The following is a 14,657-nucleotide window of genomic DNA, read 5'->3' as shown; positions in this document are numbered from 1 at the left end:
CTTGTCCTCGTCCGCCTTCGGCCAGTCGAAGCCGAGCATCTCCAGGACCCACTCAAGGCCGTCCGGCAGCATCAGCGACACGAGTCAGTTCCCCCTAGCGGATTCTCGCGCCTTCCCGGCGCGGGAGCGAAGACGACGGTCGGCAGGCGGCTACGCGCCCGTCACACCTGCGGGCGGTACATGGTGTGGATCTCGTTGCCCAGCGCGTCCGTCCGGCCGCCGAGGGCGTCCAGCCGGCCGGTGGTGTCGGCCTCGTTCGCCGCGTGGTTGTCGGCCATCGCCTGGAGCTTCTGACCCATCTCGCCGAGCCGCTGTGCCAGCGAGTCCATGGACTCCTGCATGCCGTCGCGCAGGCCCTCGTAGACGATGCCGAACTTCTCGCCGAGGTCGTCGTCGCCCCACGGGGGCTCGCTGCCGCCCTCCAGGGCCTCCAGCCGGGACTTCATCCGGTCGGCCGCCTCCTGGAAGTCCTTGCCGACCGACTCGAGGTTCCGGCCCTGGGACCGCAGGTTCTCCTCGTCGACGATGATCTGCTGCGCCACCGAACTCCCCGTCCCCCGTACGACTGCGACAGCCCTCGGACCGCGACACGGTCCGGCCCGACTGTCCCACTACCCGTCAACCGCACGATCCTACGGCGCGCCGGCCGGCCGGCGGCACCGTGGGCGGCCACTTCGCACGACCCCCACCTAACCGGAATCACCCATCCCGCTTGAGTCGGACACGCCTCAGGAGTGCACCTCCACGGTCAGGTGCGGCGACAGTGCCCGCAGGAAGTCGGAGGCGTCGAAGAGCCGGCCCGCGGAGGCGACGCCGACCGTCCTGGTCCGTCCGGTCAGGATGCGGTCGACCGCCTCCACCACGAGCGGCGCGGTGACGGCGTAGATGTCCTTCCCCCGTGCCACAACCCGCCGTTCGCCGCCGGCGGAGCGCACCACGACCTCGACGAGGAAGGTCTGCGCGGAGCGCCCGTGCTCGTCGGCCGCGGTCGGCGCCGGCGTGTCCGGGGCGGCGAGCTCCCCGGCCGCCTCGACCGTCATGTAGGTGCGCACCTCGGGGACGGCGAGGTGGCTGGGCACGGTGACGACGTCGGCCATCGTGAACTCCCCGACGACGGGCCGGGTGCCCAGCGGGTCGGGGAAGGTCCACTCCAGGAGCGGCGCTTCGTCCCGGCGGTACTCCAGCCGCCCGCCCGTGTAGCGGACCCGCCGACCGTCCCGCCGTTCCCGGGAGACCGCACCCGCGGCCCGCGTCCCGGCGGTGGGGTGCCAACTGCTCAGCCCGTACGCGACGTGCACCTCCTCGGCCGCCGTCCGGTCGCCCATCGCCGCGGTGGCGAGCAGGTCGCCGAGGCCGCCGAAGAAGGCCATCGCCGGGAGGACCACCGTTCCCGCGGCACGGGCGCGGTCCGCGAAGTGCGTGAACGTGTCGAGGTTGGCCTCGATCTCGGCCGCCACGTCCACGTACGGGACCCCGGCGCGCAGCGCCGCCTCGATCACGGGGGCCGCCGTCACGGCGAAGGGCCCCGCGCAGTTGACCACGGCCGCCGCGCCGGCCAGCGCCCGGTCGAGCGACGCGGGGTCGTCGACCGACGCCGGACGCACCTCCAAACCCCGTTCGGACACCGCGAGCTCCGCCAGCTTGCCGGCATCGCGCCTGGAGAGCACCGGGAGGTACCCGCGCTCCCGCAGCTGCGCCACCACGAAGCGCCCGGTGTGCCCGTACGCGCCGAACACCGTCACCGTCCGTCCTGATCCCATGGGTCCTCCCCCGACTCGTCCGGTCCGCCGCCGGTCTGCGGCGTTCCGTCACCGACGATCCTGGCGGCCGCGGCACTCCACCACGAGTGTCCGGAACGACACGACCCGTACACTTCCGGACATGGGCACTGTCGCACTGGCCGTCACCGAGGGCATGCTGCACTTCGAACTGTCCGTGGCGTACGAGGTCTTCGGGAGCGGCCCGGCCGGAGGGGCGGCCTCCTGGTACGAACTCGCCGTCTGCGGGCCGGAGTCCGTACGGGTCGGCCGCTTCCGGCTGGAGCCCGACCACGGCCTCGACCGGCTCCCGCTGGCCGACACCGTGATCGTCCCGGGCTGGGCCGACGTCGACGTGGCCCCGCCCGCCGACCTGGTCGACGCGGTGCGCGCGGCCCACGAGGCGGGCGCCCGGGTGGCCTCGCTGTGCACGGGCGCGTTCGTGCTCGCCGCAGCCGGGCTGCTGGACGGGCGGCGCGCGACCACGCACTGGGCGCACACCGGCGTCCTGGCCGCCCGCCACCCCCGGGTCGCGGTCGATCCGGACGTCCTGTACGTGGACAACGGCAGCGTGCTCACCTCGGCCGGCAAGGCCGCCGCCCTGGACCTCTGCCTGCACCTGGTCCGCCTCGACCACGGCTCGTCGGTCGCCAACGCGGTCGCCCGCCGCCTGGTCGTGCCGCCGCACCGGGACGGCGGACAGGCCCAGTTCGTCACGACCCCGGTGCCCGCCCCGGACAACCACCCGCTCGCCGACCTGTTCCCCTGGGTGCTCGAACGGCTCGACCGGCCGCTGTCCGTGGAGGACCTGGCCCGCCGGGCGCGGATGAGCTCGCGACACCTGGGCCGCCACTTCAGGTCGGTCACCGGCACCACCCCGTTGCAGTGGCTGCTGACCCAACGCATCCGCCACGCACAGGAGTTGCTGGAGACCACCGACGACAGCGTGGACACCGTCGCGGCGGCCACCGGCATGGGCACCGCCACGACCCTGCGACGGCACTTCAACCGCACGGTCGGCGTGCCCCCGGACACCTACCGTCGCACCTTCCGCACCCGCACCGCCACGGCCCAGGACGCCGACGGGCAGTCCCCTCGGCGCCCTTGAGCCACCGGGACGGGAAAACCGGTTCGTCCTCCACCAGTCCCGCCCGGTAGACATCGGAGATGACGAACGAAACGTCGGAACCTCTGGACCGGCTCCTGGCCGAACACGCCTGCGAGCGCCTACTCATCGACTTCCTGCACCGCCTCGACCTGGGCGAACCCGGCACCGTTGCGCAGCTGTTCACCCCCGACGGGGTCTGGGAGTGGCCGGCGGGCGAGCGCCGCGTCGAGGGCCGCGACGCCCTGCGGACCTACTTCGCCTCCCGGCCCGCCGACCGCATGTCCCGCCGGCTGTGCAGCAACGTCCTGGTCGACGTCCATTCACCGACCACGGCCACCGCCACCTCCTACTTCGCCACCTACCGCGTCGACGGCTGGACGGGCGGCATGCTGCCGCCCCGGCTCCCCGTCAACGTCGGCCACTGCGAGGACACCCTCCGCAGGACGGACGGCCGTTGGCTGCTCGCCACCCGCACCGTCCACCTCCCCTTCGGCGGGCCGACGGAGCGGCTCGCCGCGCCCGAGAAGCCCCTCGACCGAAGCTGACGAACCGTCTCCGCGAGCAGGGCGTCCGGTCTGGCGGCGGTCGTGATCGCCACCGCCTCGCCGACAGGACCGTCCACCGGCGAGATACTGGAGGCCCCCAGCAGTCGCCGCACCCGAGCCCCGGTGTCGCGGACCGACGGCGTGAACCGCTCCACATCGAGATCGGTCACGGGTCCGAGAGCACCGGGTAACGACGCAGCACCTCCGTGACGGTCTCCCGCCCGGCCTCGGCCAACACCAGCGCGCAGTACTTGCCGCCGGGGCCGCTCCCAGTCGAGCAGTGAGCACAGCAGCTCGGGCATCCCGGCCGCCGCGGCCGTCGGCTCGACCCTGCACTTCCAGCGGGGGTGTCAGCCCGGAGGTACCGGCACCTCGCCGGAGTCGAGGAAGAGGTAGTCGTACACCGTCCCGAGGTATGCCTGGAGTTCGTCGTCCGACTCGAAATCGACGAACGTCAGGTCGCAGTACTCGCCGTGCGACAACGGCTGCTCCTCCAGGACGTAGTCGAACATCCGGCGGAGATCGTCGGCCCAGGACGCCCGCTTCACGTTGGCCGGAACGACGGGCATGTAGGCGTAGGCCGTCTCCACGTGAAGGTACTGCCTGATGAATCCGGCCGGGACCATTCTCAGGTCCATGACCAAGGCTCTCCAATCCGCGCTCCAGCAGGCGGGAACGCATCATCCTCGGGCGGATCTCACGTGGGGAACTCGCCGACCCAGGTGCCACGGAGCAGGTGGTGCGGGAGGTACTCCGACTCGACCTCGATCGGCATGCCTGCATCGTGGGCGAGGCACGCCATCGCCAGCGGGGCCAGGGCGACCAGTCCGGTGGTGTCGAGGGAGCGGGCCTCGTTCTCGGTCCAGTACTCCTTGTGCCAGGTCAGGGCGGCCACCAGGGATTGGTTGAAGGCCTGGTGCTCACGGCGCAGGTAGTGCTGGAAGAGCTCCAGCGGCGGGTGGAGGATCTTCAGCATCAGTTCGACACCGGCGACCCGCGCGTTCTCCGGTTCGGTGCCGCGGACGGCTGCCACCAGGGAGTCCCACACCTGTGCCCGTCCCGACCGAGCGTGCTGGAGAGCCTCGATCCAGTCGTAGACGTAGCCGTCGAACTCCGTGCCGGATGCACGCAGGAACTCGACCGGGACCTGCGCGAGTCGGTTCAGCCGGTCGTCCTCGCGACAGATCACCGCGAGGTAGAACGCACTGAGCCAACCACCCGCGTGCAGGTAGTCCTGCGGACCCGTCGCAGGCAGCTTGCGCACCTCACCCGCTGTGCCAACCCGGCAGGCCACCGGCCCTTCCTCCGCCGTGCCGGCGGCGAACAGCGCGGGCCCGACCTGCATGGCCAGCACCCATGCGTGCCAGGTCTCGTTCATACCGGCCCGGGGGTCCTGCAGGCAGTGCTGCTTCGCCAGTCCGAGCGCGAGTTCCAACGCGTCGGCACGGTCGTCCTCGGACGTCTCCAGCCCCTCGACGGCCTCCTCGACGGCCTCGACGACCGGCGCCATGGCCCGGCCGACGGTGTCGCTGCCGCAGTGATGCCGCTGAACCTGTGTCGTCATGTACTTCCTCGAGCTGGACTGCGGAAAAGGCTCAATCATCGCGCGCCTTCTCATGTGCGACCCAGCTGCGACGGACCAGGTGCTCGGGCAGGTACGCGGAACCCACCTGCGGAACCCCGCAGGAGACGCTGCGGGCGTCGGTGGCGATGAGGGCGCTATTCGGGAGCGTCCTGCCACAGGTCGAGCAGGGTCGGCGCGAAGTACTTCTGCTCCCAGAACCCGGCCTCGGCGGCCGCCGGATCGATCGTCCCGATCCAGCTGAGGACGTCCTCCTCCAGGTTGAAGGAGTCGTCCACGCCGAGCAGGACGGGCACCTGCAGCACGGCCCGGTGCACCATCACGATCCGCAGGAACTGCGGCAACCCACCGGCGATCAGGACGAGGTCGCGGTTCCAGTCCTCACCGAACACCTCGCCGGTGCGGCCGTCCAGCAGGATCGGCGAACCGAAGACCCTGCCGAGCCCGGTCAGCAGCCCGGGGCGACCGTCCGCCGGAACCAGTCCACCTGGCGCGAGTTCGGGGGTCAGCAGTCCCGGATGATCCGCCACCGGCCAGCCCACCGCGCTCAGGAACTCCCTAGTGGGACCGTGTTCGACCGCGACCGGAAGCCCCTCGGACGGCACCGGGCGGCACGCTCCGCGGCCGAACGCCCAGCCCTGTTCCAGTTCCTCCCGGCCGAGCGGCCCGTTGAAGGACACCTCCGGCCGGGGCCACCGCGCCCGGCCGCTGAGCGGGCGCCCGGACCCTCCGCGCGGAAGCCTCGGCAACCGGGTCATCAGGTCGTCGCGCACCACCGCGCCGAACAGCCCGCACCGCCCCATGAACACCCACGTCGTGCCGCCCGCCGGGTCCGAGGGCGTGCACTGCACGGCATGCACCACCGACTCCCCCGCCCACGGCAGCTCGGCGGCCTCCTCGTACTGGCGGCCGAGACCGGCGGAGCTCCACTCCCCGTCCATGTGCAGGGCCGTGCGGCCCGAAAGGTCCTTCTCCCGGGGGCGGACGTTCTGGTGCACCTCGGTGTCCACCCCGCCGAGCTTCTCGCCGGTGCGGAAATTCCACAGCTGCTCGTACACCGTGCCGTCGCCGTCCCAGGGCTCGTGCCGGGTGGCGAGGGTCGGACCGTCGGGCCCGTGCACCAGCAGGATCCTGTCCTGCTCGGTCTCCGCGGGCGTCCGCGGCGCGTACCCGCTCGGCCATCGCCAGTGCGACCACACCGTCCGCCACGGCAGCCGCACCCGGGTCGCCACCTCGTCCGCCGCGGCCGTGGAACCCCGCCCCACCAGTGTGTGGTGCACCCAGGACAGCCACTCCTCGTGGCTCGCGGGCGGGGCCACCCCCTCCAGCAGCACGCAGTGCAGATCACCCGCGACCGTGCCCAGCGGCACACCCTCCGGGTACGCCAGCGCCAGGCCCAGGCCCAGGCCGTACCACCCCGACTCCACCAGGAAATCCGGATCGGAGAGCCACTCCCCCAACTCCCCCGCCAACGCCGCATGCACCGGCCGTGCCGCCTGCAGGTACCCGGCCGCAGCCGGCTCCCCCCGCAGCCCCAGCACGGCCCGGTGCACGGCACGCTGCTGGTCCGCCGACAACGGGAAGCTGCGTCGCACCTCCCGGTGCACGTGGACGTCGGCGAAGCCGATGCCTCCGCCGTCCCGTACGAGCAACGGGTGCCGTTCCACAGCCTCCTGAAGCTCTTCCTCGGCGACCGGCCCCGCCAGAGCCGCCACGACAGCCCGCCAGACGACGAGCGGCGAACGCCGCAGCTCCAGCGCACCCGAGGCTGCCAACAGCACCTGGTCGAGAGGACCTTGCGCGGTCACGCCACCGGCCACCGGCCCGGGCCGGACGTCCGGGGCGATCTCGACGCCCACCCCCAGCACCGCCTCGGCCCGGCCCCGCGCCCACTGCCCGACCCGGTCGGGCTCGGCCGAACTGATCAACGGCCCCGCGGACCCGACGCCCTCCAGCCGCACACTCGACGCCCCGCTCCCCTGCACCGCCCGCAGCGCCCGGGCCTGCACCTCATCCACGTGCAGCCCGCCGCAGTCCACGGTCACCAACACGTCCACGGTGCCCTCCCCAGTCCATGCCTCAGGCACGGATCACTCTCTCAGGCAGCACACGGCCGTGCCGGACGGACGTGAGGCTGGAAGGACCAACACCCAGCCGGAGCCGATGAAGAGCTGGTCGTACGCCTTCCGAAGGTGTACGTGGAGCCCGTCGTCCAACACGAAGTCGACGAACGTCAGACCGCAGTACTCACCGTGCGACAAACTTTCCCAGGACGTAGTCGAACATCTACCAGAGATCGCTGGCTCAGCCCGTGTGCTTCATGTAGGCCAGAACGACGGGCGTGTAGGCGTGCACCGTCTGCGCATGGAAATACTGCCCGGTGAATCCGGTCGGAGCCATTCTCACATCCTTCACGGCCGATATTCACGAACGGCGGCGTACGCGCGGGCCGCGCGTTGCGGACCGGTTCGCCGCTCGAGGTAGTCGGAACGCCGAACCCCAACTGCTCATGCGGCCGCGGTCCGCGCGAGTCCGGATGCATTCAAGGCAACTGCCGTTCCTTCAGAGGAGGCCGTCCCACATCTGCTCGACCACGACCGACCACCAGTTCTCGCTGCCGCCGAAGACCGTACCGTCAAGTGCAGCCAGACCCTGCTGGAAGTCTGCCGTGTGCCGGGCCGCCTCGCCGGGGTCCAGGCCTCGCCGCTGAGGCCAGGAGGAGCGCAACAGGTCGAGACAGGATACGAACTGTCCAGTACTGCGGTTCGTGTATCTCACGCTGCCGAGTCGCCGGCCTACGGCCCAAACCTCGCCGGTTTCCGGAGTCACACACAGATCCCGGCCGAAGTCGGTACCCAGGCGCACGTATCCGCGCTCGGCAAAGCGTGCCGCAACAGGGTCGGCGACAGTCGTACCCTCGGCCTCGAGTTGGTCGAGCAGGAGGATGCCTTCCTCAGCGGCCGGCTCGAAGAAGGGCGGAAGTGCCGGGCCAACCGGGTCCGACCGCACCGCACCGCTGTCCGTCGTGATGGGGAACGGCAGGCGGCGGGTCTCGACGTCGACCACGAATCCACGCCTGCGCCCGGAGTCGACGATGTGCGCGCGCAGGGCTGCGAGACCACGCTGCCGCGAGGCTTCCTCCGCACCGTATTCCGCGGAGTGCGACAGTTTCACGTCCGGCCACCAGCGGCGCACCTGAGCTGCGCAATTGCCACCCGGCAGCTCGCAGACCTGCAACTCCGTGTACAGCTCGAGGACATCATCGGCACTGGTGCCGAGCGATTCCAGTCGTTGCCGCAACTGCCACTCCGGATGGAGCAGCCCGGGGCCGCTGCGGGCAACCTCGGACTTCACTTGCCCTTCCGGCGTACGAAACCTCACTGCTGCCGAATAACCCGGCCCGGTCCTCAACACCGATCTCTCTCCTCCTGCCGCAGCCTGCCCACCGGACCTTCCCTCGCCCTAGCCGTAGAGCGTGTAGGAGGTCTCGTCCTCCACCGCCTGGAACCACCACCAATCGGCGCCTTGCTCCTCAGCGGCCTCCGGGTCGATCCGGGTGAGTGACGCACGGAGGAAGTCCAGGAACTCGTACCGCTCCGGAACCTGCCGGACCGCAGACACGGACAGTGCCCACGAGGTGAAAGCCTGGCAGGCCGCGAACCTTGCGACCGAGGTGTTGACCAGGTCCGGTTCAGAGGTCTCGGCTTGGACGACCCGGCCGGTTGTGTGCTCCACGCACAGCGGTGTCTCTTCGTCCGCGGACAGTGCCAGTACGGTGCGGCCGGCATCGTCCGCCGAGGCCGGCTCGCCCAGTTCCTCCAAGTGGTCCGCCAACGTGCGCGGGTTCGCAAGGAAATCGGCAGTACCGCGCCAGAAGACGGGGAAGCCCGGCAGCCCCAGGGAACACAGACCGTGGACAACGTCCTGCCGCTCTGCCGCGCCGCCGAGAGTCTCACGGTCGGCGCGTACGACGCCGCCGAAGTAATAGCGGGTCAGGTCGGTATCGGCCTGCGGGGGCAGGGCCCACATGCCGTCGGGCGGCAGAAGGTTCGGCGCCGTTGTCTGCAGCTGCTGCACCGGTGCGGGAATGGTCGGGTCGAAGGTGATGACGGCTGCCCCGCTGTGACCGGCCAGCAGCACTCGGCCGCCGGGCAACGGATACATCCGGGCACCGGGGTACGGCGTGCAGAGAGCGTGGACGCGGTCACCGGCAGGACTGGTGACCCTCACCTTGAGCAGGCGGAAGTCCCGCACGATCTCGACCACGGGTGCGGCTCCCGCCACCGCTTCGGTCTCCGCCACCGGCATCGGCCCGGTAGGGGGTTCCGCCTCGGTCTCGCCGATCTGCGTACCGTCGGCCAAGGAGTACCAGCGGTGGAGGCCGTCGTAGAGCGATTGCAGACAGACCTGGTGCACTTCACTGCCGCCGTCGGCCCCGCGGACCCCGGCAACCTCGACGGGCCCGGTCCAACCCTGCGCGAAAGCTCGGGTGTCGAACGCGCCAAGGGGTCGCCAGTGGGCCCAGTCGGCCCGCCAGGGCAGCTGCAGGCCCAGGCCGTCCAGAGCGTGGACCAGGTCTTCGGCGCCCCACATCTGCGCGGCGAACCGCAGCCGTGACACCCATTCGGCAAGGTCGCATCGGGCTGCGTTCCGATAGAGTCGCACCGCTTCGGCGACGACACGGCGGCGCAGCGCCGCGAGCGTGCCGGTGGCTCGGTCCTGACCGTCCCGATCGACTGCGGCAACGGCCTCGGCCAGGGCTTGGGGGTCACTGAGCACCAGGACCCTGACGTCCTCGAGCCAGTCGTCCAGTACGCCTCCGGCCAAGGCGTGCCCGATTCCGAACCTCAGCGCGTAGGACTCCGCCGGGTCCGGCTCGCGACCGGTCGCGAACCCGACCACGTCGTCCGGAATCCGTTGCCGCACTGTCGCTGCCAGCCGACGCTGCACCTCCGCCGCGCTGGCGCCGTACGACGCGAGAGCGGCATCCGCCAGGGCGGCGTCGCGCAGGCGGGCGTGTCGCACCGTGGAAGCGTCCTGGGTGGCGGCATTCGTCGTGAACTCGTAAGCGACGAAGGCCTCGACCGCCTCCTCGACCTGCCTGAGCTCGTCGAGGGAAACCTCCCGGCCGCGAACCGCGGCAGCGGCCTGCATCCGGAGAGCGTCCGGCATCCCGAGAACACCCTCTGCCATGACCAGCGGTGCCAGCAACTGTCGGACCTTCGGAGCGGCCGGGCCGAACGACGCCAGGACGTACTCCCAGGCCTCTTCCAGTGTTCGGGGCAACTCGGGCTCCACTGTCCCCCGGACCCGGACCTCCATGGCCAGCACCTCAGCCAGGAGGAAGTTCGGCCAGGCCGCCGATGTCAGCGCGGCGGCAGCACTTGCAGCATCCGCGGCCGCATCCGCGTAGACCGAGCCCGGCACGTCCAGCAGGCCGCGCACCCATCCCTCGAATGCGGCCCGGTCCGGGGCGAACCGCTCCTCGTCGAGGTCGATCACCGACGGGACGAGGCGTGGATAGCGCCGCAGCAGTGCGTCGAGGTCCTCCCGGCCGACTTCGGCGAGCAGCAACGCGCTGTATCCACTGCCGTCCCGGCCCATCGTGGCCGGGTCCAGGAACTCGCGGACCAGATCCGGTACTCCGCGGCGCGCCGCCGTTACCCGCAGCCGCCCGGGGACGCCGCTCAGCAGGACCGCCTGCGGCCGAGCGGTCTCCTCCAATGCCCTGGTCAGCCCGGCGTAGTCGAGATCGCCTCTCACACTCGCTGCCAGGCCCGCGCCGTCGGCCAGTGCCCTCAACCACTCCCCCTCCGTCTCCCCGTCGGCGTCCGCGACACCAACAAAGGCGTTGACCGGCGGCAGCGGCCCGTCGGCCGAAGGGATGAACTCGCGCGCCTCTTCGTCGGCCCCCAGCGCCGTGCGAGCCAGGAGCCAACTCTTGCCCGCCCCACGGTCCCCTGTCACGAGACGGACGCCGTCCGCGATGTCCCTCCGCTCAAGCCACGCAGCCAGCTCATCGGCAGCGGTCAAGCGCCCGGCCAGGTGGAAGCGCATGCGGGGGTTCACTCCTCGTTCTCGTTCGCTTCGGCGACCGCAGTCGGCTGCGCTGCGGAAGCGGCAGGATTTCCGGACGGATAGTAGCGGCGGTTCTCGGCGATGATCTGCGCACGGTTGGCAACGATCTTGTCGACCTGCGCTTCCATCTTCGCACCGCTCGTGCCGTCGTCCGGGTGAGGCACCGAGTGGGTGACACGAACCTTGCCGAACGTCGTGTAGAGGATCCTCGCGCAGCCGGACTGCCTACAGGGCGCCCGCTCGGAGTACACCTCGATCAGCTTCACCCGCTGCGGCGGCGTCAGATTGCTCTGAACTCCCCGCAGGTATTCGGTGGCCACCTTCTCCGAGTGGCCGGCATGCGTCCAGGGTTGGTCGGCGATGGGGGCCACCGTCTTCACACGGGCGGGCCAGTTCCGGGAGATGAGCACCTGCTCGGCACCGTCCGGCTCGATGACGAACTTGAAGGCCGCGTAGTTGGCCTGAACGCTCTCGTGCAGATCGCCCACGTTCGGGTGTCGGGTGAGGATCGAGTTCGGGACGGCGTAGTGCTGGAAGAAGGCGTCATCGGCTCGGGCAGCCTCGACCATTCTGCTGAGGTCGGAGGTGCCGAAATCCTCCTGCTCCGAGGCCGCGAGCGTCTGCCACTCGTGACCCGCCCGGTTCCTTTCCGGAGCAGGGGGGTCCTTGAGATACCCGTCCTCGGACTCCTTGTGGTCGGTGTCCAAGCGTTCGCCGTAATCGGGTGCACTCGTCGTCCGCTTGCCGGCGGCCTCCTCCGGGGCGCGCCGCTCAGGGCGGGTGTCGGATGCGTCGTGGTGCGGATCGCGTTCGGGCGGCGCGGGACGGCGGTCCGCACCCAACGGGATGGCGAAGACGCCGTGGTCACCGCTGTGGAGGGGCTGGTCGGAGCGGCGGCCGGTCTGGGCGTCGACATAGGTGATCTTGCCGTTGTGGTTGACGGCGTTCCAGGCGTGGGCGCGGCCGTCCGCGTCGCGGGTGATGATGACGGCCTGCGAACCGTGGCCCTCGCGGCGGAGGGTGTCCTCCAGCCTGCGGTAGGCGTCCTTGCCGTCGCCCATGTCGGAGAACTTGGCGCCGAGGGCGTTCTCGATGCGGTCGCGGCCGCCACGCTCACCGCGGTCCGAGGGGTTGCCGTCCGCGTCGTGGTCGGGGGTGCGGGCAGCCGCCGGGGTCGGGTGCCCCGAGTAGGTGTCGACGGTGGCCAGTGCCACGTCGACGCAGTTGTTGTGGCGCCCGGGGGCGTCCGGGTCGCCGTTGATGGCGCGCGGCCAGTCGCCCTCCGGGTCCGGGTGCCGCTGCGGCTTGCCGTCGGCGTCGCGCGGGACGGAGTTCTCGACCCGCTCACGGTCGTGGTGGCCGGGCTCGACCAGGCCGCCCGGGCTCCCGTACGGACGGTCGGCGGTCGCCGGACGGTCCGGGTCGGCCGGCCTGTGGTCCGGGGTGTCCCCGTCGGTCGACTTGTGGTCCGGGGTGGCGTGCTCGGGGTCGCGGTTCGGCGTGGGCCCACCGTGGTCGTCGCGCCGGTCCGCCTCCGGGCGGTCTGCACGCGGGTCCGGGCGAGTGGGTGCGCCGTCCGGACGCTCCGCCCGAGGGTCCTGACGCGGAGCGCTGTCGGCCGGGCGGTCGGCACGCGGGTCCGGACGCGAGGCGGCGTCGGGACGCGGAGGGCCGACCCGCGGGTCGGGACGGCCGGCGGTGGGCTGCCGACCCAGGTTGGTGGGGTGGTCGGCGCGGTCCGGGCCCGGGTTGTTCCGCTGGCCGGGGACGGTGGGCCGGTCGGCGTCGGCAGGCCGGTTGCCGTTCGGGGTGCCGGTGGCGGGGCGGTCGGCACGCGGCGTGTTCGCGCTGCCCGTGCCGGGCGTCCCGGTGGTCGGCGGGACACTTGCGCCGGGGTTCACCGGGCCGGGGTTCTGGGACGGCTGGCCCGTGGACGGCGTTGCGGCGCTGTCCGGGGTGGGCGTACCGGGCGTATGGGTCGGCGGTGCATCCGCGACCGCGGTGGAGGCGGTGTGGACGGTGGCCCGGTGCGGCCCGTCCGAGGAGGGCGTGCGGGAGGCGTCGCCGGCCGGGACGTGCGGCACCGAACCTGCATGCGGCGGCACCGCCGAACCGGAACGTTCCTGCTGCGGGGCGCCCTCCCCGGCCCGCGGGGTTGACTCGTGGCGCTGCGGCGGCGCCTCGTGCCCGGGGCGGCCGGCCTCCGGACCGTTGTGGGACTGGGCCGCGGTACTCGCCGGGGCGTCCCCGCGCACCGGGCCGTACGACGGGGACGGTCGTCCGTCGCCGCTGTGGGACGGGTTCCCGGACGGCTCGTCGCTGCCGCGCACCGGACCGTAGGACGGAGCGGTGGTGTGCGCATCGGCGGCATGCGGCTGAGCCTGCTGGGCGTGCGCGGGCGTCGGGCCGGCGTCCGGGGAGGGACGGGACGACGGGGAGCCTGCCTCATGGCTCGGTGTCGGCGTGCGGGACGAATCGGGCGCGGTGTGCGCGGGGGCCGGGCCGGGCCGGGTGGCATCCGTACCCGCGTGCGACGGGGTGCCGCTGTCACCGCCATGGTGCGGACCGGCGGAAGGCGTCGCCTCGGACCGTCCGACCGGCGTACCGCCGTGGGTCGGCGCGGGAGCGGGCGAACTGTCCGACGCGGTGTGGGCGGAGACCGGGCCGGGCCGGGTGGCGTCCCCACCCGGGTGCGGGGCGGTACCGCTGTCACCGGCGTGGGGCGTGCCACCGCGGCCCGGGGCCGACGATCCGTCACCGGCGTGGTGGGACGCCGGGGTCGGGGCAGGAGCGGGAGCGCTGTCGGGCGCCGGGTGCGCGGTGGTCGGGCCGGGCCGGGTGGTGTCCGCGCCGGAGCGGTCCACGGGGGCGTCTCCGTTGTGCGCGGGTCCGTCCGGAGACCCGTGGGCAGAAGGGTCGGACCGACTGTCGGTACCGGTGTGCGCGGGCGGCGCGTCCGCGCCGCGGCCGTCGCCCGACGCCGGCACCGGGCCGTCCGAGCCGGGCACCGGCCGGCTGTCCGTACCCGTGTGGGCGGGCGCGGCCGTGTCCGCGGCAGGGGCGGGCGCGGGGTCGGAGCCCAGTCGCGTGCCGAAGGGGTCGAGCGGCGTGGCGCTGCGGTGGTCGCTCGCAGGTGCCGGGGCCGGCGTCGGCCGGGGCGTGTTCTCGCTCCGGTTGCCGGTGCCGCCGTCACCGCTGTTCCCGTTGTCGGCCGAGGGAGTCTGGTCGGCACCACCGTTGCCGGAGTCGCCGGACGAGGTGCGCGAGCCACTCGGCGAGGACCCGGACGACGACCCCGTCCCGTGCGAGCCCGACGTCCCGGTGCTGCCCGAGCCACCCGCCGAGCCCGACGAGCCCGAGGAATCCGAGGAACCCGACGTGTGGGAGGACGAGTTGGACGAGGACCCGGAGTCTCCGGCGCTCCCGTCCCCGTTCCCGTGCTCGCCGTGGCCGCCGCTTTCGCCGTGTCCGGCCGCACGGTCCGCATGGTGTCGGGCGGCGCCGCCGGCCCGCGAGCCGAGCCCGTCGCGCAGCGACTCGCCGAAGGTCTGCTTCCAGTTCTCCGCGGAGGACTTCCCCTCCTCCCA

The 14,657-nt window shown here is 72.1% G+C and carries 10 protein-coding genes and 1 pseudogene; 3 read left to right on the top strand and 8 right to left on the bottom strand.

Features of this window, described 5'->3' with window-relative positions; all coding sequences use genetic code 11:
• Positions 1–161: 161 nt before the first annotated feature.
• The gene (locus tag AB0O09_RS37750) at positions 162–542 is read right to left on the bottom strand and encodes a hypothetical protein (RefSeq protein ID WP_363550097.1); all 381 of its coding nucleotides are present in this window, start codon (positions 540–542) and stop codon (positions 162–164) included.
• Positions 543–728: 186 nt separating this feature from the next.
• Complete coding sequence (locus AB0O09_RS37745; RefSeq protein WP_363550094.1) at positions 729–1,760, bottom strand: saccharopine dehydrogenase NADP-binding domain-containing protein; 1,032 nt, start codon at positions 1,758–1,760, stop codon at positions 729–731.
• 121 nt (positions 1,761–1,881) lie between these two features.
• Between AB0O09_RS37745 and AB0O09_RS37740 the strand changes: the two genes are divergently transcribed.
• Together AB0O09_RS37740 and AB0O09_RS37735 are read left to right on the top strand one after the other, a co-directional pair.
• A complete protein-coding gene (locus AB0O09_RS37740; RefSeq protein ID WP_363550092.1) occupies positions 1,882–2,865 on the top strand; it encodes a helix-turn-helix domain-containing protein in 984 nt (327 codons plus the stop codon).
• Positions 2,866–2,924: 59 nt separating this feature from the next.
• Positions 2,925–3,410: a nuclear transport factor 2 family protein gene (locus AB0O09_RS37735; RefSeq protein WP_363550089.1), complete on the top strand. Its 486-nt coding sequence runs from the start codon at positions 2,925–2,927 to the stop codon at positions 3,408–3,410.
• Between the two features lie 350 nt (positions 3,411–3,760).
• Here the strand turns inward: AB0O09_RS37735 and AB0O09_RS37730 are convergent, their stop codons facing one another.
• From AB0O09_RS37730 to AB0O09_RS37705, 6 genes are all read right to left on the bottom strand, one after another.
• Positions 3,761–4,048: a hypothetical protein gene (locus AB0O09_RS37730; protein WP_363550086.1), complete on the bottom strand. Its 288-nt coding sequence runs from the start codon at positions 4,046–4,048 to the stop codon at positions 3,761–3,763.
• Positions 4,049–4,107: 59 nt separating this feature from the next.
• The gene (locus AB0O09_RS37725; protein WP_363550083.1) at positions 4,108–4,974 is read right to left on the bottom strand and encodes an immunity 49 family protein; all 867 of its coding nucleotides are present in this window, start codon (positions 4,972–4,974) and stop codon (positions 4,108–4,110) included.
• A gap of 155 nt (positions 4,975–5,129) precedes the next feature.
• Entirely contained in the window at positions 5,130–7,049 is a 1,920-nt protein-coding gene (locus AB0O09_RS37720; RefSeq protein ID WP_363550080.1) for an SUKH-4 family immunity protein, read from the bottom strand.
• A 505-nt stretch (positions 7,050–7,554) separates the two neighbouring features.
• Positions 7,555–8,406: a nucleic acid/nucleotide deaminase domain-containing protein gene (locus AB0O09_RS37715; RefSeq protein ID WP_363550077.1), complete on the bottom strand. Its 852-nt coding sequence runs from the start codon at positions 8,404–8,406 to the stop codon at positions 7,555–7,557.
• 48 nt (positions 8,407–8,454) lie between these two features.
• The gene (locus AB0O09_RS37710) at positions 8,455–11,049 is read right to left on the bottom strand and encodes an SUKH-4 family immunity protein (RefSeq protein ID WP_363550074.1); all 2,595 of its coding nucleotides are present in this window, start codon (positions 11,047–11,049) and stop codon (positions 8,455–8,457) included.
• 8 nt (positions 11,050–11,057) lie between these two features.
• The gene (locus AB0O09_RS37705) at positions 11,058–13,154 is read right to left on the bottom strand and encodes a toxin glutamine deamidase domain-containing protein (RefSeq protein WP_363550071.1); all 2,097 of its coding nucleotides are present in this window, start codon (positions 13,152–13,154) and stop codon (positions 11,058–11,060) included.
• A gap of 1,174 nt (positions 13,155–14,328) precedes the next feature.
• On the opposite strand from AB0O09_RS37705, the pseudogene AB0O09_RS37700 reads away from it, so the two are divergent.
• Positions 14,329–14,657, top strand: a pseudogene (locus tag AB0O09_RS37700) (hypothetical protein); the annotation flags it as partial.

The organism is Kitasatospora sp. NPDC093679, from assembly GCF_040683455.1.
Lineage (GTDB): Bacteria > Actinomycetota > Actinomycetes > Streptomycetales > Streptomycetaceae > Kitasatospora > Kitasatospora arboriphila.
The sequence above is the reverse complement of the archived record's forward strand: the minus strand, read 5'-3'. Positions and strand labels throughout refer to the sequence as shown.

Excerpts from the sequence above, each read along its gene's own strand:
- AB0O09_RS37710 (WP_363550074.1), bottom strand. The coding sequence starts at position 11,049 with ATGCGCTTCCACCTGGCCGGGCGCTTGACCGCTGCCGATGAGCTGGCT.
- AB0O09_RS37730 (WP_363550086.1), bottom strand. The coding sequence starts at position 4,048 with ATGGACCTGAGAATGGTCCCGGCCGGATTCATCAGGCAGTACCTTCAC.
- AB0O09_RS37740 (WP_363550092.1), top strand. The coding sequence starts at position 1,882 with ATGGGCACTGTCGCACTGGCCGTCACCGAGGGCATGCTGCACTTCGAA.
- AB0O09_RS37735 (WP_363550089.1), top strand. The coding sequence starts at position 2,925 with ATGACGAACGAAACGTCGGAACCTCTGGACCGGCTCCTGGCCGAACAC.
- AB0O09_RS37745 (WP_363550094.1), bottom strand. The coding sequence starts at position 1,760 with ATGGGATCAGGACGGACGGTGACGGTGTTCGGCGCGTACGGGCACACC.
- AB0O09_RS37725 (WP_363550083.1), bottom strand. The coding sequence starts at position 4,974 with ATGACGACACAGGTTCAGCGGCATCACTGCGGCAGCGACACCGTCGGC.